Origin of the sequence: Hymenobacter sp. (assembly GCF_031398885.1) — a bacterium.
Taxonomy (GTDB): domain Bacteria; phylum Bacteroidota; class Bacteroidia; order Cytophagales; family Hymenobacteraceae; genus Hymenobacter.
The window spans coordinates 90,320-115,351 of the sequence record NZ_JANNOD010000091.1 but is presented as its reverse complement, the minus strand read 5'-3'; the positions used below and the strand labels follow the sequence as shown (position 1 = coordinate 115,351).

13 protein-coding genes and 1 tRNA gene are annotated in these 25,032 nt (G+C 66.3%); 5 read left to right on the top strand and 9 right to left on the bottom strand.

Translation table 11 applies throughout. The features are described from left to right. Positions 1–32 precede the first annotated feature (32 nt). The gene (locus tag RMO51_RS17460; protein WP_310396774.1) at positions 33–539 is read left to right on the top strand and encodes a regulatory protein RecX; all 507 of its coding nucleotides are present in this window, start codon (positions 33–35) and stop codon (positions 537–539) included. Positions 540–1,096: 557 nt separating this feature from the next. Here the strand turns inward: RMO51_RS17460 and RMO51_RS17455 are convergent. Further along, positions 1,097–1,735, bottom strand: coding sequence for a DUF4230 domain-containing protein (locus tag RMO51_RS17455; RefSeq protein WP_310396770.1), 639 nt, complete (start codon positions 1,733–1,735; stop codon positions 1,097–1,099). Positions 1,736–1,805: 70 nt separating this feature from the next. Here RMO51_RS17455 and RMO51_RS17450 point away from each other — a divergent pair, with 70 nt between their 5' ends. Then, positions 1,806–2,966: a glycosyltransferase family 39 protein gene (locus RMO51_RS17450; RefSeq protein ID WP_310396769.1), complete on the top strand. Its 1,161-nt coding sequence runs from the start codon at positions 1,806–1,808 to the stop codon at positions 2,964–2,966. A gap of 58 nt (positions 2,967–3,024) precedes the next feature. Here the strand turns inward: RMO51_RS17450 and RMO51_RS17445 are convergent, their stop codons facing one another. The 3 genes from RMO51_RS17445 to RMO51_RS17435 form a co-directional block, all read right to left on the bottom strand. Beyond that, positions 3,025–3,948, bottom strand: a complete 924-nt coding sequence (locus tag RMO51_RS17445; RefSeq protein WP_310396767.1) for a pyridoxal-phosphate dependent enzyme — start codon at positions 3,946–3,948, stop codon at positions 3,025–3,027. Positions 3,949–4,262: 314 nt separating this feature from the next. Then, complete coding sequence (locus RMO51_RS17440) at positions 4,263–6,836, bottom strand: YfhO family protein (RefSeq protein WP_310396765.1); 2,574 nt, start codon at positions 6,834–6,836, stop codon at positions 4,263–4,265. 185 nt (positions 6,837–7,021) lie between these two features. Further along, positions 7,022–7,279, bottom strand: a complete 258-nt coding sequence (locus RMO51_RS17435; RefSeq protein ID WP_310396764.1) for a DUF4834 family protein — start codon at positions 7,277–7,279, stop codon at positions 7,022–7,024. 288 nt (positions 7,280–7,567) lie between these two features. Between RMO51_RS17435 and RMO51_RS17430 the strand changes: the two genes are divergently transcribed. Both RMO51_RS17430 and RMO51_RS17425 read left to right on the top strand, forming a co-directional pair. Further along, positions 7,568–7,640, top strand: a tRNA-Thr gene (locus tag RMO51_RS17430). A 562-nt stretch (positions 7,641–8,202) separates the two neighbouring features. Beyond that, positions 8,203–12,201, top strand: coding sequence for a cadherin-like domain-containing protein (locus RMO51_RS17425; protein ID WP_310396763.1), 3,999 nt, complete (start codon positions 8,203–8,205; stop codon positions 12,199–12,201). A gap of 322 nt (positions 12,202–12,523) precedes the next feature. Here the strand turns inward: RMO51_RS17425 and RMO51_RS17420 are convergent, their stop codons facing one another. Genes RMO51_RS17420 through RMO51_RS17410 form a run of 3 tightly spaced genes read right to left on the bottom strand, consistent with a single transcriptional unit; the run spans position 12,524 to position 14,543 of the window. After that, positions 12,524–13,315 (bottom strand): geranylgeranylglyceryl/heptaprenylglyceryl phosphate synthase, encoded by a 792-nt coding sequence (locus RMO51_RS17420; protein WP_310396761.1) that lies wholly within the window; start codon positions 13,313–13,315, stop codon positions 12,524–12,526. After that, positions 13,281–14,159, bottom strand: coding sequence for a hypothetical protein (locus RMO51_RS17415; protein ID WP_310396759.1), 879 nt, complete (start codon positions 14,157–14,159; stop codon positions 13,281–13,283). The genes RMO51_RS17420 and RMO51_RS17415 overlap by 35 nt, the downstream gene beginning before the upstream one ends. A 6-nt stretch (positions 14,160–14,165) precedes the next feature. Continuing rightward, a complete protein-coding gene (locus RMO51_RS17410) occupies positions 14,166–14,543 on the bottom strand; it encodes a phage holin family protein (RefSeq protein ID WP_310396758.1) in 378 nt (125 codons plus the stop codon). Between the two features lie 144 nt (positions 14,544–14,687). Here RMO51_RS17410 and RMO51_RS17405 point away from each other — a divergent pair, with 144 nt between their 5' ends. Next, the gene (locus RMO51_RS17405; protein WP_310396757.1) at positions 14,688–15,821 is read left to right on the top strand and encodes a DnaJ domain-containing protein; all 1,134 of its coding nucleotides are present in this window, start codon (positions 14,688–14,690) and stop codon (positions 15,819–15,821) included. A 412-nt stretch (positions 15,822–16,233) separates the two neighbouring features. Here the strand turns inward: RMO51_RS17405 and RMO51_RS17400 are convergent, their stop codons facing one another. Together RMO51_RS17400 and RMO51_RS17395 are read right to left on the bottom strand one after the other, a co-directional pair. Next, a complete protein-coding gene (locus RMO51_RS17400) occupies positions 16,234–17,214 on the bottom strand; it encodes a type IX secretion system membrane protein PorP/SprF (RefSeq protein WP_310396755.1) in 981 nt (326 codons plus the stop codon). 30 nt (positions 17,215–17,244) lie between these two features. Beyond that, entirely contained in the window at positions 17,245–24,372 is a 7,128-nt protein-coding gene (locus tag RMO51_RS17395) for a gliding motility-associated C-terminal domain-containing protein (RefSeq protein ID WP_310396754.1), read from the bottom strand. Positions 24,373–25,032: the final 660 nt, after the last annotated feature.

The window sequence follows — 25,032 nt, the reverse complement described above, 5'->3', positions numbered from 1 at the left end:
TTGTTCATTGCTCACTGCTCATTGATTTTACCATGTTCAAAAGCCCCGACAAAACGCCCAAGCAGTACACGCCGGGCGAGGCCCTGCAAAAGATTGCCGCCTTCTGCGCCTACCAGGAGCGCACCCAGAAAGAAGTGGAGCAAAAGCTGCGCACGTACGGCCTGGACCAGGACGAGGCCGGCGAAATCATCATCCGCCTCAGCCGCGAAAAGCTGCTGGACGAGGAGCGGTTTGCCCAGGCGTTCGTGCGCGGGCACTATCGCCAGAAGAAATGGGGCCGCCGCCGCATCGTGCAGGAGCTCAAGCAGAAAGGCATCAGTGAGTACTGCATCAAGGCTGGCCTGAAGGAGATTGACGGCGAGGAATACTACCAGAACCTGGTGGAGGTGATGGAAAAGAAGGACCGCCAGGAAAAGGAGCAGAACCCGCGCGTGCGCCGCATAAAAATTTCGCAGTACCTCACCGGCAAGGGCTACGAGCAGGACCTGATAAAAATGGCGCTCGATGACCTGGGCCAAGCGCCGGAAGACGATGAGTAGCGCCTAAAACGACAATTTGGTTAAAAGGACGGTAATGCTAGGCTTGCCGAAGCATCTCTCCCGCAGGGGTAATCAAGTTGATTCAGCAAAACGGTCCGAAGCCAAACGAGGGTTACTTTGCCTAAAACGCGAACGCAAGAGACGGAATGAGAACGGCTTGGTATATTCTACTGGTGTTGCTGTCTCTGTCCCTGTTGGGTTTGGGCTTCCTATGGCTCCTTATCCACGGGAGCGGACACAACATTCCCGTCAAAACAGACCGCACCCTTGCAGCGGCCATACTGATTAATATTGGGTTGCTCTGCCTCTCGGGGGCCGGGATGCGGTGGGGTAAACGAGCAGCGAGACAACGGCAGAGAGGAACCTCATAACGACTTGCCCAAGCCTCACGGCGCTTATCTAAGCAGACAATCGAGGCGCTCCCCATTTCGTGACCAGACCCTATCGATGCCCTACGACAATTTTACTTAACTGGGAGAGATGCTTCGACTGCGCTCAACATGACCGTTCTGGTTGTTCTCAATCTTGCATGGGCCTCAAAAACCCCACACTGCGCGCTACTGCTTGAGTCCCGGCGCAGGCAGGCGCAGCTGCTCCCCCAGCACCACGCGCCGGCCGGTGAGGGTGCGCAGCAGGGGCACGAGTAGCTGCTCGGCGTTGCGCTGGGTCTCGGCCAGGATGCCGGACTGCAGGGCTGCGTTGCGCACCTGGGCTTCGGCGTACTTGTAGCCCTCGTCCACCAGCTCCGCATCCTGAAAGAAGCCGTTTTCGGTGTTGAAGACGCGGCTTTGGTCGTGCTTAATCTGGAAAGTGCAGAGCTCCGGCGGCGGCAGGGCCACGCGCACCACGGAGTCGCCCTCCAGCACCACGTCCTGCGGCCGGAGCTTGCGCAAGTCGATGCAGCCCACCGCCTCGCCGCCCACGATGAGGGCCACTTTGGATTCGGGCAGGAAGCGGTACTGGCGGCGCTTGTACTCCACCACGTCCCGGAAGCGGTAGCGCACCAGCTCCAGCCGGCCCAGGGCTTCCACCTGCGTCAGCACCGTGTTGTGGGTGACGGTGACCTGGGGGCCGGCGGCGGTGCCCAGCGGGTCCAGTCCGGCGAGCGTGGGGCCGACTTTACGCCACAGGAACCAGCCCAGGCCCACAAGAAACAACAGCGGCAACAGGCGGCGGACGAGGCGGACGAGGTTCATAGGCGGTAAAGTACGGGGGCCGGGCGGCGGCGTTCGGCCGGGCGGCGGGCTAGCTTTGCGAGGTATGCGCGTGTTGCACCTTTTTCGTGGGCTCGGCCGGCGCCTGTGGCCGCACCACCCGGCGCTGCTGGCGGGGCTCTGGGGGCTGGCGCAGCTGGCGTTTCTGGCCCGCTTCCACGGCCCGCACGCGGCCAACGACAGCGGCCGCTACCTGGCCTACGCCGCCAACATTGCCGAGTGCGGCTATTTCGAGCCCGGCCACAACCTGCGCTACGTGCTGTATCCGCTGTTTCAAAGCTTCTGGCTGGCGCTGGGCCTGGGCTGGTGGGGCATAGTGGCGGGCCAGATGGCGGTAGCGGCGCTGGCCACGCGGGCTATTTACCAGGGCACGCGCCGCCTGGCGGGCGGCCGGCGCGGCGCGGCGGCGTTGGCCACGCTACTCTTCGTCGCCTGGCCCGACATTCAGCAATTCAACGTTTTTCTGCTGACCGAGTCCTTGTTTATCAGCTTGGTGGCTTTGTCGTTCGGCGCCTTCACGCGGGTGCGAAGCGGGCGGCCCCAAGCCTGGGCCTGGCTGCTCGTGGCCCTGACTCTCACGGCGCTGGCCCGGCCCAATGGCTTCATGGTGGGCCTGGCCGCCGGGCTGGCGGGCCTGGACGCCCTGCGCCGCGCGCCCAACCGCCGGCCCTGGCGCGCCGCCCTGCTGTTGTTGGTGCTGCTGGCGCCGCTGCTCTGGGCCGCGCTCAACCACCAGCTCGCCACCTACTACCTCATGGACACCTACCAGCGGGGCGAGCTCATTTTCCGCTACCCGCTCTGGGCCGTGCATCAGGCCCAGCCGCTGGACATGCCGCCCAACGGCACTGGCCCGGTGGCGCGGGTGCTGTACTTCGCCGCCCACAACCCCGCCTACCTCGGCCGCCTGATGCTGGGCAAGCTCTTCGTATTCGTGAGTTACCTCAAGCCGCACTACTCGCTGGCGCACCGCGCGGCCGGCGTACTGGTGCTGTGGCCAGCCTACTGGCTGGCGGCCCAAGGCGCCCGGCGGGCCGTTATCTGGCGCCCGGCGCGGGTCTTCCTGGCCGCCATTTTCCTGCTCCAGACGGCTATCATCATGCTCACGGTCGACGACTGGGACGTGCGGTTTCTGGCACCGGTGTTGCCCGCAGTATTCGTGCTGGCCGCGCTGGAGGTAACGTGGACGCTGCGCTTAATGAGGAATGAGGAATGAGGAATTTATGCCTCGTTTACCAGTTTCCAATTCTTCATTCCTCATTCTTCATTCCTCATTAAGCAAAGCGTCTCTCCCAGCCGGCCCAGGCCTGGAGGCCGCCGGTGTGGATGGCAACCACGGTGCTGCCGCGCGAGAAACGGCCTTGCCCAATTAAATCCAACACGCCGAACAGCAGCTTACCCGTGTAAATGGGGTCGAGCTGCACCCCGTGCCGCACCTGAAACTGCTGAATGAAGGCCAGCAAATCCGCCGAGTATTTGGCGTAGCCGCCGAAATGGTAGTCCGTGTGCAAGGCGTAGTTGGCGAATGTGCGGCCGGTGGCCTGCTGGGTCAGCGCGTCACTTTCGGCGCGCAGGAAGCCGCCGTTTTTCAGCGCGGCCACGCCCAGGGCCCGGTGCTGGCCGGCCAGGCCCGTGAGCAGCCCGGCCAACGTGCCGCCCGTGCCCACCGCCACGGCCAGCGCGTCGAATTCGCTGTGCTGCCGGATTTCGGCCACCAGCTCGGCGCAGCCCTCCAAAGCCAGGGCGTTGGTGCCGCCTTCGGGCAGCAGGTAGGCCGGCCCGAAGCGCGCCGACTGCTCCGCCACAAACTCCGGCGCCGCGCGGCGCCGGTACGCGCCGCGGTCGAGGTAGTGCAGGGCCATGCCGTCGGCCGCCGCCTGGGCCAGGGTGGGGTTGAGCTGAGCCGGGCCGCCGTCTGCGGCCGGCTCGTCTCCCCGAATCAGGCCAATGGTGCGGAAGCCAAATAGCCGGCCAGCCGTGGCCACCGCGGCAATGTGGTTGGAGTAGGCCCCGCCAAAAGTCAGCAGCGTGTGGTGGCCCTGCTGTCGGGCGGCGGCCAGGTTATACTTGAGCTTGCGGGCCTTGTTGCCGGGTAAGTCAGGGTTCACCAGGTCGTCGCGCCACAGCAGCAGGCGCACGCCCCGGGCCGTCGCTACGGGCTCCGGCAGCTCCTGAAGCAGCGAGGCAGGCAAGGACATGAATAGTCAGTTAAAAGTTGAGAGTTAAAAGTTAAAGTTGGCCGTATACTTTTCAACTCTCAACTTCAGGGCTTGCGCACTTCCAGCCCCAGCGGGGCGGCATGTCGGTAGTAAGTAGTGCTTGGTGAGAACAAAGCCCCAGTGGGGCGACACTCGGCAGGCGGCCCCCTGAGTGCCGCCCCGCCGGGGCTTTGCGCCGTAATGCTAGGGTTTGCTACCGACATGCCGCCCCGCTGGGGCTGGAAGTGCGCAAGACCTAAACTTTCAACTCGCAACTTTTAACTCTTAACTAACTCGGCGTCCGGTGGTGGGGTTTACGCCAGCGCCGGCTCCCCCACGCCCGCCGGCGCGGGCCTGCGCCGAACCGCGTACACGCCGGCCCCCAGCAGCACCAGCAGCAAGACAACGCTGGCCGCCAGCGAAACGCCGTTGCCCAGGGCGTACGACTTGGGCTCGAACCGGAAGTCGATGGTGTGGGCGCCGGCGGGCACGGGCAGGGCGCGCAGCACGTAGTCGGCCCGCAGGTGCGGCACCGGCTTGCCGTCGATGAAGGCCTGCCAGCCGTCGGCGTAATAAATTTCGGAGAAGACCACCAGCCCGGCCCGGGGCGCGTTGGAGCGGTACTTGAGCTCGTCGGGGCTGTAGGCGGTCAGGGCGATGGTGGAGCCGGTGATGTTATAAGTGGCTGCTTGCTGCTGCGGAAACTTGCTGGCGTCCACCACGGCCACGGTGGCGGGGCTCAGGGTGCCGAGGGCCGCCATTTCCTCGTCGGGGCTCCGCACGGTTTTCACCTCGCTCACGAACCAGGCGTTGCCCAGCGCGCCGGGGTTGCGCTGCACGGGCTGCTTGGCGTCGCCGGTGATGAGGTAGCGGGTATTCAGCATGTTGAGCACCTGCTGGTTATTGGTCGAAATCTGGCCCTCAATCAGGTCCTGGTAGCGGCGCAGCTTGGCGCCGTGGTAGCCGCCGATGCTCTTGTGGAAGTAAGAGGTCTGGGCTTCGTTGAAGGGGTTTTGCAGGTTGAGCACGCGGTAGCTCAGGTCGTGGTCCTGCAAAATCAGTTGGTCGGCCGGGGTGGGCTGAAATTCCTGGGCAATGGTTTCGCGCTGGAATTTATTCTCACCCAGGTAGCGCTTGTCCACGCCCCAGAGGTCAACTAGCACCAGCCCCACCATGAGGGCCGCGGCCGGCACCACCGCCAGCCGGCCCCGGAGGTGGAAGTACAGCACCCCCAGCGCCGCCCCAATGAGCAGCAGCCCGCGCCACACGTCGTTGCGCAGCAGGTCGGCGCGGTCGGCGCGCAAGGCGCCCAGCAGCTCGGGCGTGAAGCCCTGCTTGGTCAGCTCCCCGTCGATGGGCGCCGCGAAGTCGAAGCCGAAGCTGGCCAGGTAAGCCAGCACGCACAGGCCCGCCGCAATGGCGCCGGCGTAAAGCAGCTTTTGAATTAAAAATGAAGAATTAAAAATTAAAAGTCGGCTGTCGTCTTCCGCTGGGCCTCCTTTTCCTCCTACCGCAGCATTTTTAATTTTTAATTCTTCATTTTTAATTCCCCCACCCAGCACCCGGCTCAAGGCCAGCGCGCCCAAAATAGGAATGGCCAACTGTGCGATGACCAGGGCCATGCTCACGGCCCGGAACTTGTTGTAGCCCGGCAGTAGGTCGAAAATCAGGTAGTTGAAGGTCTCGAAGTTTTTGCCCCAGGCCAGCAAAATGGAGAGGACGGTGCCGGCCAGCAGCCAGTAGCGCGTGCGCCGGTCCACCACGAACAGCCCCAGGATGAACAAGAACACCACCACCGCGCCCATGTACACTGGGCCGGCCGTGTAGCTCTGCTGGCCCCAGTAGGTGGGCATGGCGGCCAGGTACTCGGCGGGCAGGCCAGCCTTGGCGAGGTGGGAGCCGGCGCCGAGCGGCATCTGGCTGGCCCCGCCGTAGAAGTTGGGAACCAGCAGCGTGATGGTTTCGCCCACGCCGTAGCTGTACTGAAAGGCGTAGTCGCGGTCGACGCCCGTGCTTTCGTCGTTGGGGTTGGCGGCGGCCGGAGCCTGGCCGGGCGCGGCGGGGGCCGGGCTCTTCAGCTCGGTGCGGCCGCGATTGCTGTACTTGCTGTATTCGAGCGTGGTGTAGAGGCGGCCGAAACTCACGCCCACCGCCAGGGCCGCGCCCAGCCCCAGCAGCGCCGTGCGCTTGAGGAACTCCGGCAGGCGGCCGGCGCGGGCCGCGGCCACCAGCTCCACCACGCCGAGGATGGCCACCAGCAGCAGCAGGTAGTAGGTAATCTGGAGGTGGTTGGCGCGCACGTTCAGCGTGAGGCCCACGGCAAACAGGGCCGCGCCCAGCCACTTGTCGCGGCGGTAGGCCACCAGCACGCCGCCCAGCACCAGGGGCGCGTAGGCCAGGGCAATGCTCTTGGTGTTGTGGCCCGCGGCCAGGATGGCGAGGTTGTAGCTCGAGAAGCCCAGTGCCACGGCGCCCGCCACGGCCACCAGCGGCCGCAGGCCCAGCGCCACCAGCAGAATGTAGCCGCAGAGCAGCGCCAGAAACAGGTTGGCCACCACGGCGGGCAGGCCCAGCGTCATCACGCGCTGCAAGTACCCCGACCAGTCGCCCGGGAAATGCAGGCTGATGAGGTAGGTGGGCATGCCCGAAAACATGGAGTTGGTCCACAGCGCCTCCTTGCCCATGACTTTGGCGTACTCTTGGGCCTCGTGCGCCCCGCCCTGGAACTGCGTGATGTCGTGCTGGGCCAGGGTTTTGCCGTCGAACACGATGGGCGCGAAGTACACGCAGGCCAGCACCACGAAGAACAGCACTGCCAGCGCGTGCGGCGCGGCCCGCTGCCACCCCGGCGCGGACGAAACAGAAGAACCTAAAGCAACAGCAGCCATCCGGGCAAATTGAGGGAGACACAAAAACGTGCCCGAAGGTACAGTAGAACCACGCGAAGGCGCCAGTCCGGCGCCCTCCGTTTGCCGCCGCATCGTGCGCGCGTTGGCGCCCCGGCGGGTTCGCTGCTGCACCATGGCAACCGCTCGGCGGCCTCACCACCCCGTCCTCATCCTTTGCTTCGCGCCTACTTCACCTCCTCAAAATCAACGTACTCGCCGCCCTTGGTCTCCCGGGGCTTTTCGTTTTTGGGCGCGGTGGGCGGCACGTATTCCACGCGCACCTCGCCGGGGGCGGGCGCGGCACCCGGCCGCGCCTGCGGCACCACGAAGCCGCCGTTGCGCATCTGCTTGCGCACGAAACCCGCCAGCACCAGCCGCAACACGATGGGCAGCACGTAGCGCACCGCAAAAAACACCAGAATTAAGATAAGCCAGAAACGCATACAGTCACTAACGTAAATGCCGCCGCAAGGTACAACCCGCGCTGGTTGACGGTTGGCGGGGCAACATGTTTTGGCAGGCATTTGGTGCCTGGCTGGCGCTGTTACGGCCACGACCCCGGCCAGTGGCTCCTGGTCGGGCTGGCCGCTGCGGCGCGGGCGAGAAAACAGGGGCCTGACCGCCCCGGATTTTACCGTTGAGCGGCTGAAGTTTCTGCGGGGGCGGGTTGCGCGGCTTCCGGCGCGGTGCTTATCTTTGCTGCCCCTCCAAAACCGTTGGTTGGTAAACAAGCCGCTTTAGCTCAGTTGGTAGAGCAGCTCATTCGTAATGAGCAGGTCGTTGGTTCGAGTCCAATAAGCGGCTCAGACTTTTAGATGATGGAAACCCCGAAAAGCCCCTTCACACGCATCAGGTAGGGATTTTTCGGGGTTTCCGCGTTTATATGACTTGCTTGTTCAGCGAAACGGGTGCGAAGTGACCATGAAGTTGCTTGCCCCGGCTCTCGGCTGGCAGTCACGCCCAGAGGCTGCCGTTGCTAACCAGTGGCTTATGCCAAATAAGCTCCCGCCTCCCACCCCAAGTGTCCCTAAGATTGCCGACTATTAGCTATTATGGCCCTGATGAAATTATCCATATATAATTCAAAAAATTGAGAATAAATCACCACTTATAGGTCTCAAAACCCCCCTTAAATTATAAACTTAATGGCAACTATGTCAACATCATCAGCATTTTTTGCTTCATTTGCAGTGGTTTAAACCGCCGACTTTAAAGTTCAGCGCATCTTTTCACAGCTTTGTGCGGAAGGGTGCAGTTAAAGGTGTTTTCGTGCTGCCCAGTAAATAATGCAAAAGCTCGTTTTTGTTTAACCCCCGCATTACTTCTGATTTTCCACTCTCCCCCACGTTTTTAAATCATAGAATCTATGAAACGACACCTATTCTATTCCTTCTGGACACTACTGCTGGGCGCGCTGCTCGCCGCAGCCCCCGTAACGGCCCAAAACCTGCTTCCAAATCCAGATTTTGAAGCGGGTAATACTGGCTTCAGCTCGCTTTACACCTTCGTGCCGCCGCCCGGTCCCAGCCCCAATCCGGGCGCGGGCACCTACACCGTCGGCTTCGACAACAAGGCCTACAACCCCAATTTTCCCAACAGCTACGGCGACCATACCACCGGCACCGGCCGCTACATGATAGTGGACGCGGCCACTACGGCCATCACCGTGTGGGAGCGAAACGTAACGGGCCTGACGACCAACCAACCCTATCAGTTTTCGTTTTGGCTGCTCAACGCGTTTCCGGCCAGCAAGGCCCGCATCCAGGTGTCGGCCAACGGCGTGGACGTGGGCCCCGTCTTTACGAACCCCAACGACGGCGGCAACTGGCAGCTGAACACGGTGACCGTGAACCCCGGGGCCGGCACGAGCTTGATACTGCGGCTGCGCGACCTGAACCTGGACACCAACGGCAACGACTTTGGCCTCGACGATATGTCGCTGGTGGCCCAGGCACCCAACCCCCAGCTAATTGCCAACAACGTGACGACGGCCAGCGTCAGCACGGTGGCCACCATCAACGCCACGCTCATTAGTCCCCTCAGCGCCACCATTGACGGGCCAGCCGGTGCCACGGTGGCGTCGTTTACCCTTGGCAGCGTGCCCACCGTGGGCACGCTGCGGGTGGGCAGCGCCTCCGGTCCCCTGGCCGCCGCCGGCCAGGTGCTGACCCCGGCGCAGGCCAGCCAGCTGTACTACACACCGGCCGGCACCACCACCCAGAACGTGACGTTCACCTACGGAGCCACCGACAGCAACGGCAGCTTCAGCACCAATTCGGCCACGTACACCATTCCGCTGGTGGCCCCGGCCTCGCCCGTGGGTTGCGGGCCGGCCTACGGCGGCGGGGCATCGTCGAGCGGCTTGTCGGCGGACTACTACCCCGGCTATTTTAACGACGACCTCGCCTTCTTCGGCAGCACCACGCCGGGCCTGACGCGCATCGACCCGCAGCTGAACTTTGCGAGCACCAGCACCACGGCCCCCAACGGCTGGGGCAACATCATTCCGCCGGCCACCGCAGAAGGCGGCGACCCCACCAACCCCAGCGGTTTCTCGGCCCGCCACCGCGGCGGCGTGTATATTCCAACGGCCGGCGCCTACACGTTTTACCTGACTTCCGACGACGCCTCCTACCTGTGGCTCGACGGCGCCGCCCTGGCTCCCACCCTGGCCAACGCCACCATCAACAACGGGACGGCCCACGCGCCACGCCTGGTGCAAGCCACCGTCACGCTCTCGATGGGCCTGCACAACATCCTCGTGTACTACGGCGAAGCCGGGGGCGGCAACACCCTCACGCTGGAGTACAGCAGCACCGCGGGCGCGGGCATCAGCCGCCAGATTATTCCCAGCAGCGCGCTGTGCGCCGGGCCCACTGCCCTGCCGCCCACGGCCATCGCGGTTACCAACTCGCCGGCCATGCCCAACACCAACGGCCCTACGGTCATCCAATCGTTGGCCGGCTCCGACCCCAACCCCGGCGGCTCGGTGACGAACTACCGCATCGCCAGCTTGCCCACGGCCGCCAGCGGCATCCTCTATCTCGACCTGGGCGGCACCGTCGTGACGGTGGGCCAGGTGCTGACGGCGGCCCAGGCCGCCGCCCTCAGCTTCGACCCCGAGCCGGGCTTTGTCGGTAATGCCACTTTCACATTCTTCGCCATCAACAACGCGGGCATCGCCTCCAACCTGCCGGCCACCTACACCATTCCGGTGGTGGGCCCGGTGGCCGACGTGACCACGAGCCTGAGCGGACCCACCACGCTGGGCGCGGGCGTGTCGTCGGGCACGTTTACGGCGACCTTCACCAACAACGGCCCGCAGGCGGCCACCCAGGTGACCCAAACGGTGCGCCTGCCCACGGGCGCCAGCATGACGGCCGCCCAGCAAGCGGCGCTGCCCTCCACGGCTTCCTATAACAGCGGTACCAACACCATCAACTTCGGCACGGTGCCGGTGCTGAACAGCGGCACCGGCAACACGTTTACGTTCACGTTCACTTCGCCGACCACCCAGGGCGCCAACTCCCTGCTGAGCACCGTGGGCACGACTACCAGCCAGGGCGCCAACACGGCCCCGGACCAGTTCACGCTCAACGTGAACGTCACGCCGGGCAACTTCTTCGTGACCAACGACGACAGCAACGAAGTACCGGGCAATTCCTCCAAGTCGGGCAACATCATCCTTAACGATGCCAACCCCGCCAACCTGGCCGACAACGACTTCGTCGCCACGCTGGTGACCGGGCCGACCAACGGCACGCTGGTGTTCAACCGCAATGGCAGCTACACCTATACCCCCAACTTCGGCTACCTGGGCGCCGACAGCTTCACCTATCAGGTGTGCGTGTCCACGGCCAACCCGCCCTGCTCCAACGTATCGCGGGTGGCGTTAAATGTGTATGACTCCAGACTGGTGTGCACCAGCGGCACCGGCAACAACCAACTGACCAACCCCAGCTTCACCAGCGGCAACACGGGCTTCACTTCCACCTACGGCTTTGTGCCGCGCCCGGCCGTCCAGGTAACGGGCCCGGGCGTCGGGGGGGGAGGGCTGTATCCCGAAGGCTTGTACGCGGTGGACACTGACGCCAGCTACTACCACGGCGACTTCCAAGGCACCGGCCGCACCGGGGCCGGCGACCGGTTCATGATGGTGAACGGCGACCAGGACTTGTCGGTCGTGTACCAGCAGACCATCACGGTGCGGCCCAACACGTACTACAGCTTCTCGGCTTACGCCAACAGCATCAACCCCGGCAGCCCGGCCCAGCTCGGCTTCGTCATCAACGGCAAGTCGACCTCAAGCGTGACCACCCTTGGCACAACCCCCAGCTATGTCCAGTTCTCGGACTTGTGGTTTTCGGGACCCAACACCACGGCCGTTATCGAAATCCGCGACGTGAACAAGGCTCCCGGCGGCAACGACTTCGGCCTTGACGACCTGTACTTCGGCACCTGCGCCAAGGGTTTGCTGGCCAACAACGTAAGAAACCGAACGCTGAGTAATTCTGCGGCCCTCACCAGCATCGCGCCGCTGAGCGGCACCGTGACGGCCGGCCCGCCCCTGGAATCCTTTACCATTCAGACCCTGCCCATCTCCGCCGACGGCATTCTGTACCTGAACAGCATCCCCGTCATCCCGGGGCAGGTGATTCCGTTGGCGCAGGCCGGCCAGTTGTTCTTCGACCCCGTTGCCGGCCGCCAGACCGAAGTCTCGTTCACCTACACGGCCACCGACGACAGCGGCGCCGGTAGCGACAACATCGCCAACTTCGTAATTCCGATTGACAACCGCCCCCTGCCCGTGGAGCTGGTCAGCTTCGGGGTGAAGGTGGTGCGCGCCGTGGATGCGCAGCTGACCTGGCGCACCGCCAGCGAGTTGAACAACGACCACTTCGAAGTACAGCGCAGCGCTGACGGCCGCACCTTCGCCACCTTCGCCCGCGTGGAGGGCCAAGGCACCAGTACCAACGCCACGGCCTACTCCCACGTCGACGCCGGGATTGGTACCAAAGCCACCGGGCTGGTGTACTACCGCTTGCGGCAGGTGGACCGCGACGGCACCAGCAGCTTCTCGTCGGTGCAAACGGTGCAGTTTGGCAAGGCGGCGGCTCCGGCCATTGTCCTGTTCCCCAACCCCGCCACCGCCCTCACGCAGCTCGACTTGGGCCAGTTGCCCACCGGCACCTACCAGGTGCGGGTGCTGGATAACGTGGGCCGCCAGGTGCTGACGACCACCGGCGACGGTGGCACCGCGGTTCCGGTTCCGCTCGATTTGCGGACCATGGCCAATGGCACCTACATTGTGCTGGTGCGCGGCACCGACGGACAGCAGTTCACCAAGCGACTGGTGAAAGAATAGCTTCGCTCCACGCGGCTCAAACGCCAGGCTTTTCCCACGCGGGAAGGGCCTGGCGTTCTGGCTTAGCGGCCAAGCCCCGCGGCGTTGTTGGGGCGCGGACGGAGGGGTAATCCCCTTGTGACCACGCGGGTTTAAACTCCTCCGCCTCCTCACAAGGCGGTGGTGGGCGGCGTAGTCAGCCCACAGAGGCGGAGCTACGGTGGTTGCGCCTTTCGCGTACGGAGTTAATAACCGATGTTACGCAGTCAGTCAGTGGAAGCCTGCGGGGGCGAATTCCGGCTAACTGGGCCTGTCCCTTAATTCTATACCGGGCAGTTAGTGGCTAGCGCAGGCTGGGCTGAGACACGGCGGCGTGGTTGAAGGACGCTACGACGCCCGCCGCCTCGCCCAAAAACTCGGGCTCGGCTTCGATGTGGTTGCCCACCACCACCACGTCGGCGCCGGCGGCCAGCGCGGCGTAGACTTTTTCGCCGGTGTTCAGCCCGCCGCCCACAATGAGGGGGGCGACCACGGCCGCGCGCACGGCGGCAATCATGGCGCTGGAAACGGGGTTTTCGGCCCCGCTGCCGCCGTCGAGGTACATGAGCTTGAGGCCCAGCTGCTCGCCGGCCAGGGCCGTGCAGGCGGCAATGCTGGGCTTGTTGTGCGGCAGCGGTGGCGTGCCGCTCATGTAAGAAGCGGTGGTGGGCCGGCCCGAATCAACGAGCATGTAGCCGGTGGACAGCAGCTCCAGGCCGCTGGCGCGCAGCCGCGGGGCCGCCACCACGTGCTGGCCAATGAGAAAGTCGGGGTTGCGGCCGGAAATGAGCGCGAGCAGCAGCACCCCGTCGGCGGGGCCGTCGAGGTGCAGGCTGTGGCTGGGAAAGAGCAGCACCGGCACGCGGGAGTGCGCTTTTATCAACGCAATGAGGGCAGCCTGGTGCGAACTCAGCACCAAGCTGCCCCCCACGAAAAAGTAGTCGACCGGATGCACCGCGCTCAACCGGAGCAGGTGCAGCAGGCTGGTTTCGTTCAGGTTATCGGGGTCGAGCAGGACGGCCAGCGCCTTACGGCCGCGCTGCCGGCGAATGCGCAACGCGTCATATAGCGTTAGAGTGGGGGTGGGTTGACGCATCCAAAAAATCGGGAGAAGCAGACGAAGCAACGGGAGAAAACCCGGTTTCGGCGGGCGCGTAGCCGGGGGAGGTCGCAAGGTCGGAATTTTTGGCGGCCGGGAAAAACTCACTTATTTTTTTTGTCACCATGGCCAGCGCCACGGCGGCCACCTGGGCCACCAGCACCTTGCCCGTGTCCGACTGCAAAAAGGCCTGCAACACCGACCCGAGCATACGCGAGCGCGTGGCCGCGGCACTGGTCACTCGCGCGTTGTCGTCGTCAAAAGCGTGCGAAGCGGACAAGCGCCGGCTGTCGTCGTAAGGCATGTCCCGGAACGGGTCGTCCTCGAAGTCCTCCGTGTCGAAGGGCAAAGGCTCCCGGGGGGAGGCTTCGGGCGCGGCGTTGGGGTTTGGTTTCGGGGCCGGCGCGGGGGCCGCGGTGGCTCCGAAACCAAGGTCGTCGGCTTCGTGGCTCAGCTCGTGCTGCTCGGCAAACACGCTGGCCGAGTCAGCGGCCGACTTGTACGTGCCGGTGCTTTTGTAGCGCTTGCCGTTGCCCGCCGTGAAATAAGTGGCCCCGAACTCGTCGTCGTGGTCGGCGGCAGCGTGGTCGGTTTCGTAATCGGTATCAGGAGCTTTGGTTTTGCGGCCCGGGTGGCGCGGACGCTTTTTGCTGGTGAAGGCCTTGGTGATGAGCCAGATGCCGCCCGCCAGGCCCGCGCTCACCAGGGCCACCTTGCCCACCATCACCGACTGGTCCTTGATGTGGTCCACGTCGCCGCGCAGGGCCCGCTCGTACTCCAGCTTTTTACGTTCGAGAAACTCTCTTTCTTCGTCGAACAAGGGGTTGTGCAACTCACTCATGGCAGGCTAGGCTTGGCGTTTATCGGATTTATAAATGGTGTCCTTGAGCAGCTTGTTGGCGAGGCCCTGAAAGGCGGATTTATCGACGCCCACCAGCACCAGCACCAGCAGCAGCAGATAGAAGCCGGCCACGATGCCGAAGCCCCAAAACGTGCTGTCCAGAGCCGAGTTGAGGGCCAGGCCGGCGAAAATACTGATGAAGATGACAAACAGCAGCCCCAGCAGGGCCAGGGTAGCGCCGTGGATGGTGCCGACCAGAATCGCGGACACTTTCTGCTGAATCTCCAGCCGCACGAGGTCGATGCGGGTGTCGAGGTAGCCGGTCAGGTTGCCAATCAGGCTGTCGTTGCGAGGGGATTTGGAGGTGTCGTCGTCGATGACCATACGGCGCAAGAAAGAAGTGGCGGGGAAAAAAGAAAGCGGGGCGGGGCCGTTCCTTTCGCCGGGAAAGCAGCAGACCGCGCCGTTTCTACGGAAAATTCCGGCGCGCGGCTGACTTTTGTGCTCTCCTTCGTGTTTGCTGCCAGCGTGAGTCCGAATCATTACCAAATCCTGGGTATCGCCCCCACCGCCCTGGCCGCCGACATCAAGCGCGCCTATCGGCAGCTGGTAGTGCGCTACCACCCCGACAAGCACGGCGGCGACGTGCGCTACGAAGAGCAGTTCAAAGCCGTGGCCCTGGCCTACCGCGTCCTCGGCGACCCCGGCCGCCGCGCCACCTACGACTTCCACCTGGCCCAGGCCGCCCGCCGGGCCGCCGAAGCCGCCCGCCCGCCGCAGCACCGCCCGGCCACCCAGCACGTGTACGGGGTGCCCATGCCGCCGCCCGCGCCCCTGCGCACCCGCCCGCCCGCCGGCAGCCGCGAGCGCCACTACCAGCGCATTCCGCGCCGGCCCGCCCGCTTCACCCGGCGCGACTGGACGCTGACGCTGCTGCTGCTCGCGGGCATTCTGCTGTTCACGATGGCCGTGAAGGCGACCATGGACCGCGTCACGGCCACCAGTAACTACGAGGACGGCCTGCGGGCCTACGCCCGCGGACAGCTCACGGCCGCCTACAGCTTCCTGGACGAAGCCCTGCACTTCCGGCCCGACTACGCGCCGGCCCTGCGTCGGCACGGCGAGCTGGAGCTGCTGCTCAACCACGACCCCCGGGCCGCGCGCGCCGATTTTCAGGCGGCCCTGCTCCAGCCCCAGCCCCGCCGCGCCGCCGCCGACATACTCGGCAGGCTCGGCCGCTGCGAAACGGACCTGGGCAACCCAGCCGCGGCGGAGCTCAGCTACTCCCGCGCGCTGGCCCTCGACAGCACCCTCAGCGCCGCCTACCTCGCGCGGGGCCAAGCCCGCCTGCTCGACCTGCACCAGCCCGCCCCGGCGCTGGCCGACCTCAGCGTCGGCCTGGGCCAGCGGCGGCGCGCCGCCGCGGCCGTGCCCTGGCACTACGTGCAGGTGCGCGGCCTGGCCCTCACCGCCCTGGGCCGCTACGACGACGCCCGCGCCGACTACTTCCAGGTGCTGCGGGCCCGCCCGCGCGACGGCCGCACCCATTTTCTGCTCGGCAAGCTGGCGGCGCGCACCGGCGATTCCACTTCAGCCTGCGAGTTCTACCGGCGCGCACTGGGCCTGGGCTACGAGTACGCGCGCACCGCAGCGTGCAGATGAGGACCCGGCGGCGGGCCGCGTTGGTTCTCGAATCGGTCAGCGCCCCGTAGAGACGCGTACTCGCGTCTCGTCGTTGAAGCCGGAGCCCGGGTTTTCGTTCAACGGCCAGACGCGAGTACGCATCTCTGCGGCGTTTCAGGACCTTGGGAAGCTGCCTGGTAGAGACGCACCATTTTGCGTCTCGTCGTCCGCACCAGCCGCTTGCATTCGTCTGTTATCGGGCAACGACGAGACGCAAAATGTTGCTTCTCTACCCCCGTTCCAGCGGCTGAGAGCTAACGATGAACAGCTTCTAAAAATTAACGCGAACAGGTTCTTAGGGCAATTTCCCAGACCTTCTGAGGATTTAAACACCGCTGTAGCTGGCGCACCGCAGCAAGCCAAGTGCGGGCCGGTAGTGAGCTACCCCAGGTTACCAGAACCGGCTCACGCACACCACTTTCTTCTTTTTGGGCACCCGCAGGCCCACCAGCACCTCGTGGCTGCCCACGTTGTAGTCGCGCAGCGCCGAAACCCCCGAATCGTAGGAGTACCCGATGGTGACCAGGTCGTTCACCGCCACGCCTACCAGGCCGGCAAACGAGTCGAACGAGCGGTAGGAAGCTCCTACCCAGAATAATTCCTGGTACTTGAGCTTGGCATTGAAATCCGCCGAGAGCGGGGCGGGCCGCACTGACTTAATCAGCACTGAGGGCACCAGGGCCCAGTCCGGGGTCAGCGGCAGGCGCACGCCGGCCGTGAAGAAGTAGTGCCGCAGCAGCCGGTTGTTGGCCGAGGCGGGGCCGAGGCGCGAGTAGTTGAAGTCGAGCAAATTACCGAACAGCTGCCCGGCCGACAGCCCGGCGTAGAACGTCGAACTGTAGACCCACGCGCCCAGCATGGCGTCGGGCACCCACACGCTCACCGAGCCGAGCGGCTCGCCGGGGTCGCGGAAGCGGAGCTGGGCGCCGTCGACGGCAAACTGCTGGCCCCCGAGCGACACCCCCAGCGCCCCCCGCAGCTTGGGCGTGAAGGCCATGTTGTACGCGTACGAGCCGTAGACCCCGGTGCGGCTGGTGGGGCCGGTCACGTCCCGGTACACCAGGCCGCCCACCGCGTGAAAGCTCCGGTGGCGGTCGCGCAGGGTTTTGGCCTTTTGGCTCATCACCTTGCCCACGGTCGAATGCGCGCTGACGTAATACGTCTGGGGGGCGCCCTCCAGCCCCACCCACTGGCGGCGGTGGCTGAACTTGAGGTCGATGTAGTCCTCGGTGCCCGCCACCCCGGGGTTGAGGATGTAATTGTTGTTCATGTACTGGCTGTACTGGGCCTGCTGCTGGGCGGCCAGCGGCGCGGCGCGCCCCAGCAGGAACAGCAGGGCGGCGGCCGGAAAGAAAGAGCGAAACAACGACATGGCGAAGCGGAATGAAGCAATGATTCTGAGTTAGTACACCACCGTGAGCGGGCCCGAGTAGGACTTGCCGTTGCCCAGCGTGATGACGTAGTAGTAGGTGCCCACGCCGGCGTCCTGCCCGCTGACTTTCCCGTTCCACTCCTTGCCGCGGTTGTAGCCGGTGGCCCGGAAGACCTGCCCGCCCCAGCGGTTGAACACGGTGACCGTGTTGCCGGGGTATTCCCCGATGCCGTCGATTTCCCAGGTGTCGTTGCGGCCGTCGCCGTTCGGGCTGATGGCGTTGGGAATGCGCAGGGCGGGGCGCACCACCACGGTCACCTGGCTTTCGTCCGAGCAGCCCGCCGACACCTGCCCCCGCAGCGTGTAGGTGGTGGTTTGCGTGGGCGAAACCCGGGGCTGCAAGGGGTTGCCGCCGCTGAAGTCGAGGCCCGCGGCCGGCGTCCAGGTCACGGCGTAGGGGCCGTTGGCGCGGCCGTCCAGCCGCACCGACTCGCCGGCCACGATTTCCTTGTTCGGGCCCGCATCCACGTCCACCCGGGCCACCACGCTCACGCGCACGGCGGCGGAGCGCACCGTCACCGCCTGGCCGCAGGCTGTGGTGGTGCGCAGCTCCAGCGTCACCAGCTGCCCGTCCTGGGGCGCGGTCAGGGTCAGGACCGAATCGACGGCGCCGGCCAGGGCCGTGCCGTTCACCAGCCACTGATAGGTCGGGTTGGCGCCCGCGTTGGCCTGGGACTGCCGGCGTAGGCGCACGGCGTCGCCCTGGCAGGCCGGCGCCGGGGGGGCCACGACCACGGCCGGGGCCGGGTCGGGCCGCAGGTCAACAGTCAGCTCGTTCGAGAGCACCGAAGCGGCCGTGGCGCAGGCCAGGCTCGACGTGAGCCGCACCCGCACCCGGTCGCCGCTGCGGGCCGTCGGCAGCGAGAGCGTGGCGGCCGTGGCGCCCGGCACGTCCGCCCCGTTCAGCTGCCACTGGTACTGCGGGGCCGGACCCGTGCCGGTGGCCGTGGCCACGGCAAAAGCCACCGGGCGGCCCGCGCACGACGGGCCGGCCGCCTGGGCCTGAATAGTGACGGCCGGCGTCTCAGCCGGGGAGAGCTGCACCACCACGGTGGCCGTCGGCGTGCCGGTCACGCAGGCATCGGCCGACGGAGTCAGCCGCACCTGCACCCGGTCGCCGTTGGCCAGGGCGGCGCTGCTGTAGGTTGAGCCCCCGGCCACCGGCGCCCCGTTGACGGACCACTGGTAAGTGGGGGCGGCCCCGCCGTTCGTCGGCACGGGCGTGAACGTGAGCGGGGTGCCCGCGCAGGCCGGGGGCGGCGCGGCCAGGCTCACGCCCGCCACGAGCGGCGCGGTCACCGTCACGGCCACGCTCCCGGTGGTGGCCACCGCGCAGCTGCCGGTGCCGGATGTGACGCGCAGGCGGTAGTAGGTGGTGGCCGTAAGCGGACCGGGCGTGTAAGTATTAAGCGTAGCTCCGGTGACGAGTGCCCAGGCGCGGTCATCAGACGAGGACTCCCACTGGTACAGGTAGCTGCCCGTGCCGCCGCTGGGGCTGATTGCGCTCGTGAGCGGGGCGACCGGAGCCCCGGCGCACACCGTCTGGGCCGCGCCAATGGTGCCCGCAACGGTGCCGGCCACCACCGTCAGGGCCACGGGCGGGGAAGACGATGCGCACTGGCCAAGTTGAATCTGGACCGTGTAGCTGCCGGCCGCCGTGGCGTAGTACACGCTGTCGTTCAGCACCGCTCCCGTGCCATTGACCACGGTGCCGCCGCTCGACCAAGTGAACAAATACCCCGGGTACGCGCCCGCGCTGAGCTTGACCCGCTCGCCCACGCAGAAGGCCACCGGTCCCGCGACCCGGATGATGGGCACGGACGGCGCCGCGACCCTAATCACGACGACGTTGGAGTACACCGCCGCGCAGCCGCCCGTTCTCGGGGTGGCCCGGCGCCGGTAGTAGGTGGTGGCCGTGAGCGGACCGGGCACGTAGGTGGCGCTCGTGGCCCCGGCAATGAGCGCCCAGGCACTGCCGTCGGGCGAGGATTCCCACTGGTAATCGTAGCTGCCCGTGCCGCCGCCGGGCCCGCTCACGCTCGTCAGCTCGTCCGGCACCGAGCCGGGGCACACCGTCGGAGGCCCCGCGATGCTGCCCGGGGTGAGGGCCGGCGTCACGGTAATCGTGATGGGGTTGGAATAGGCCGCGCAGGTACTGGTGCCAGACGTGGCCTGGCGCCGGTAGTAGGTGGTGGCCGTGAGTGGGCCGGGCGCGTAGTCAGCCCCGGTGGCCCCGGCGATGGGCGCCCAGGCACTGCCGTCGAGCGAGGACTCCCACTGATAACTATAACTGCCCGGGGCGCTTACGCTCGTGAGCCGGTTCGGGGCCGTGCCAGCGCACACCGTGGTGTCGGCGCGAATGGTACCTCCAATGATGACTGGCGTAGTCGTGATGGCCACCGGCGCGGACGTGGCGGTGCACCCGGCCAGCTCCACGCGCACCGAGTAGCTGCCGGCCGCCGTGGCGTAGTACACGCTGTCGTTCAGCACCGCCCCGGCCCCGTTGAGCACGGTGCCGCCGCTGAGCCAGGTGAACAGGGCGCCGGGCGGGCCGCCCGCGCCGAGCTTCACCTGCCCCCCCGCGCAGAACGGCACCGGCCCCGTCACCCGAATGACGGGCGCGGGCGCAGCGCCCACCGTAACTACGACGGGGTTGGAATAGGCCACTGCGCAGCCGCCCGCGCCGGCCGTGGTCTGGCGCCGGAAATGAGTAGTGGCCGTGAGCGGCCCGGGCGCGTAACCGGCCGCCGTGGCCCCGGCAATGGGCGCCCAGGTGCTGCTGCTGCCGTCGGGCGAGGACTCCCACTGGTACGGGCCGGCTCCGCTCACGCTCGTGAGCGGGGCCGGGGCCGTGCCGGCGCACACCGACTGGTCGCCCGCGATACTGCCCGCCACGGGGGCCGGCGTCACGGTAATGGTCACCACGTTCGAGTAGGCCGCCGCGCACGGACCCGTGCCCGAGTTCACCTGCCGGCGGTAATACGTCGTGGCCGTGAGCGGGCCGGGCGCGTAGTCGGCCGCCGTAGCGCCTGGGATAACTGCCCAGGTGTTGCCGTCGGGCGAGAGCTCCCACTGGTAGGGCGCCGTCCCACCGGTGCCCGTGAGCGGGGCCGGTACCGTGCCGGCGCATATTGGCTGGTCGCCCGCGATGCTGCCCGGCGCGGTGCCCGGCGTCACCGTAATGGTTACCACGTTGGAATACGCCGCCGCGCAGTTGCCCGCGCCCGCGGTGGTCAGGCGCCGGTAGTAGGTGATGGCCGTGAGTGGGCCGGGCGTGTACGTGGCGCTGGTAGCGCCCGGAACAGCCGTCCAGACGAGGTTATCGGGCGAGGTCTCCCACTGGTAGGGGCCGGTTCCGCTCGTGCTCGTGAGGGTGCCCGGGGGCGTGCCGGCGCACACCGGCGGCGGGCCCGCGATGCTGCCCCCAGCGACGGCGGACGTCACCGTTACCGTCACCTCGTTTGAGTAGGCAGCCGCGCAGGTGCCGGCCGTAGCCTTTCGCCGGTAGGAGGTGGTGGCCGTGAGCGGGCCGGGCGCGTAGTCAGCCCCGGTGGCCCCGGCGATGGGCGTCCAACTCGTGCCGTCGGGCGAGGACTCCCACGCGTAGCTGATGCCCGCCGCGCCCGCGCCCGTGAGCGGGGCAGGCGTCGTGCCCACGCACAGCGTCTGGTCGGCGGCAATAGTACCCGGCGCGGGGGCCGGCGCCACGGTAATCGTCACCACGTTAGAATAGGCCGCCGCCCCGCCGCAGGCCCCCGCCGCGGCCTGGCGCCGGTAGTAGGTCGTGGCCGTCAGCGCCCCCGGCGCGTAGTCGGCGCTGGTCGCGCCCGCGATGGCCGCCCAGGTGCTGCCGTCGGGCGAAACCTGCCACTGGTAGGGGCCGGCCCCGCCCGCGCCCGCGAGCGGGGCCGGCGTCGCGCCCACGCACAGGCTCTGGTCGGCCCCGATGCTGCCCGGCGCCGCGCCCGGCCCCACCGTGATGGTCACCACGTTCGAGTACGCCGGGCAATTGTTCGAAATCACCTGCCGGCGGTAGTAGGTCGTGGCCGCCAGCACCCCCGGCGCGTAGCCCGTGGCCGTGGCCCCGGCAATATCCGTCCAGCTCACCCCGTCCGGGGAGGATTGCCATTGGTACGCATAAAATACCCCGTTGCCCCCGCCGGCCGCGCTCACGCTCGTGAGCGCAGCCGGCGCCGTGCTGGCGGCGCACAGGGTTTGGTCCGCTCCAACGCTGCCCGGCGTAACGGTCGTTACGCTGATAAGTACGAAGTTAGAATACGACACGGCGCACGCGCCCGTCCCCGAGCTAACCCGCCGCCGGTAGTAGGTTGACGGGGCCGTCAGCAGCACCGGCGCGTAACTGGTTCCGGTAGCTCCGGCGATGGGTGTCCAGTTGGTATTGTCGGGCGAGGATTCCCACTGGTAAGCGTAGCTGCCCGTGCCCCCACCCGCCCCACTCACGCTCGTGAGCGGGGCGGGCACCGTGCCCCCGCACACGTTTATTTGGTTGGACCCGATGCTACCCGGCGTGGTGGGCACGGCCGGGGTAATGGTTACGGTGTTGGAATAAGCCACGGCGCAACTGCTCGTGCCCGAGCTGACCCACCGCCGGTAGTAAATGAGCCCTGCTCCCCCGCTCGGGGCGTAGTCGGGGCTGGTGGCCCCGGCGATGGGCGTCCAGCTCACGTTGTCGGGCGAGGATTCCCACTGGTAGGCGTAGCTGCCCGTGCCTCCGCCCGCCCCGCTCACGCTCGTAAGCGGAGCCGGCGTTGCGTAGGGGCACACGGTCTGGTCGGCCCCGACGCTGCCCGGCGTGGTGGATGGGGCCACCGTTACCACAACCACATTCGAGGTGGCTTGCGCGCACGAGCCCAAGCCCGAGCTGACCTGCCGGCGGTAATAGGTCGTGGCGGCCACCACCCCCGGGGCGTAGCCGGGGCTGGTAGCCCCGGCGATGGATGTCCAGGTGTTGCCGTCGGGCGAAGACTCCCACTGGTAAGCGTAGCTGCCCGTGCCCCCGCCCGCCCCGCTCACGCTCGTAAGCGGAGCCGCAGTTGGGGCTGGGCTGCCCGCGCACAGGCCCTGGCTGGCCCCGATGCTGCCGGGCGTGGTACCGGGGGTCACGGTAATGGTGACCACGTTCGTCGCCGCCGTGGCGCATGGGCCCGTACCCGACGTCACCTGCCGCCGGTAATAGGTCGTGGCGGCCACCGCCCCCGGCGCGTAGCTGGTTCCGGTAGCTCCGGCGATGGACGTCCAGTTGGTGTTGTCGGGCGAGGACTCCCACTGGTAAGCGTAGCTGCCCGTGCCCCCGCCCGCTCCGCTCCCGCTCGTAAGCGGAGCGGGCGCAACAGCGGGGCACACGGTCTGGTCGGCCCCGATGCTGCCCGGCGCAGTGGGCGGGGCCACCGTTACCACAACCACGTTCGAGCTGGCCTGCGCGCACGGGCCCGTGCCGGATGTCACCTGCCGGCGGTAGTAGGTCGTGGCCGCCACTGCCCCCGGGGCGTAGTCCAGGGCGGTGGCCCCGGCAATGGGCGTCCAGTTTGTGTTGTCGGGTGAGGACTCCCACTGGTAGCTATAGCTGCCCGGCCCGTTGCCCCCACTCGCCCCGCTCCCGCTCGTGAGCGGGGCCGCGGTCGGGGCCGGGCTGCCCGCGCACAAGTTCTGACTGGCCCCGATGCTGCCGCCGCCGGTGGCCGCCGCGCCCGTGACGGTAACGGTCTGGGTCACGGTTTTGCAAAAACAGCCCTTCGTGATGGTCAGCGTCACAGTATAGGTGCCGGCAGCCGCGTAGTCGTGGGTCGGGTTGGCCACCGTCGACGTGTTGGCCGCCCCCGAGGCGGGCTCGCCGAAGTTCCAGGCGTAGGTCGCGGACGTCAGGGAGGTGGATGCCGTGAAGCTGGCAGTCAGGCAGTTGGTCGTGGCGGCGGTCGCGAAGCTGGCCGGCACGAACGCACTCGCGACGAAGTTGGAGATGCCCCCCAGGTTGCTGCGGCCCGCCAGCGGAACGGCGCTTTGGACGTAGCCGCAGGCCGTGCCCAACGCGTTGGGGTTGTTGATGACGCCCTGAAAAGTACTGGCCGCAAGGAGCACCCCCTGACACGTGTAAATCTTGCCGTCGGGCCCGAGCTGCATGGGAGCCACCACGTGGGTGGTGGGAGTAAACACCACGGTACGGGATGCCGGGATGTTGCCGGCCAGCAAGTCGAATTGCTCAACAACGGGCGCATTGCTCCAATTCGACGTGTAGAGCCGGGTGCCATTAGGGGAGAACTCGATGCCGTACTGTTCCTCCCGGGTCAGCAGGACCTGCCCGTTACTAACCACGCCGGTGGCGTCGTTGAAATCGAACAGTTCAACTCCCCCGTCCAGCGTTTGCGCCAGGGCCAGCCGCCGCCCGTCGGGCGAAATCTTCATCTGCCCCTGGGTGCTTTTATTGACGAAATTCAGGTCGTTGCCGTTGCTTTGGTGGACGGAACCCACGGTTGACACCACGGGCACCGGGTTCACCCCGCTGCTGCTGACGCGGTAGGCCAGAAACGAGCCGCCGCTGGCCGGGCCGTAGCCGTGGGCCACCACCCAGATGTCGCAGCCGTCGCTGGCCAGCACGGCCGTTATCTTCTCCGTCACGGGCCCGAACAGCGGCACGTTCTTGACCGTCACCGCACCCAGCCCCCCGTCCAGGGTCATATCCACCACCGAGTAGCGCAGCCCGTCGGCCCCACCCTGCGCGGCCATCGTGAAAATGTATAACAGGGTGCTCGAGCCCGGGCCGGGCACGATAATGGTCTGGGTGGTGGAGATGTTGCCCAGCAGGCCCGCGCCGTTGGCCATCACGGCGTGGTTGCGGTTCCACACCGTCACGCTGTTGGTGTAGCAGAGCAGCCCCCCGCTGGCGTCCGAGATGGCGGACGAGCCTTCGGTGGTGTTGAGTACGCCGTTGGTCACCGCCACCGGGCTGCCGCTGGCAAACGAAGTGCCCGCACGGTCGCCGAAGTACCAGTTGTTGGCCTGGTTAGGAGAAAACGTGCACTGCCCGAAGCACTTTCCGATGAGCGAAAAAAACAGGACCAGCCAGAGTAACGGTTTAAACATCATATGATGCAGTTTTCGCAGAGATGGGTTAGAACAAACGCGGGCCATCAGGATGCCCCCGGGGGCAACTCGTCGGACCATCGGGCTTCAGGTCAGGACCGGCGGCTCACGAGGCCGCGCGTCCGCGCGAATGCCCCGGCCGCCCCCTGCCAGTCGGCCGAAAGCGGCTCAAACAAGAATGGAAAATTTTGTTGTTTTTCTAATATAGAACATCCTTTAAGCAGAAAAAAGGGTCTTCGCTTTGGACTTCTACCTCAAACGAAGTTACGCGGTTTTTTTATAAGCTGGTGCTCTTGGGTGGTTGGGCCGCTTAAATCAGCCGCATAAAGGGAGCATTTAACCTGGGCAGGCGCACGCGAATGGCTTCAGCAGCCAAGGGCTTTCGGGAAAAACAACGGCGCGGCGCGGCGGCGCCGTATCGGCCGCGGCTGCCGCACTTTTTACCAATCGAGGCAGCTGCCCAAGAAGACCTTTCGGCGGCCATCCGGCTGTAAACCAAACGTTACGATTTCGGCATGGGGTTACCCGGTGCCCGGGCAAATTGCCTTCCGCAGTTGTGGAGCCCCAGAGTGGCCTCGGAATTGGGGTACCTGCTCCGGCCGGGCTCACCTCACCCCCGACCCCACTCCCGCGGAGAGGGGAGCCAGACGACCGGTACCC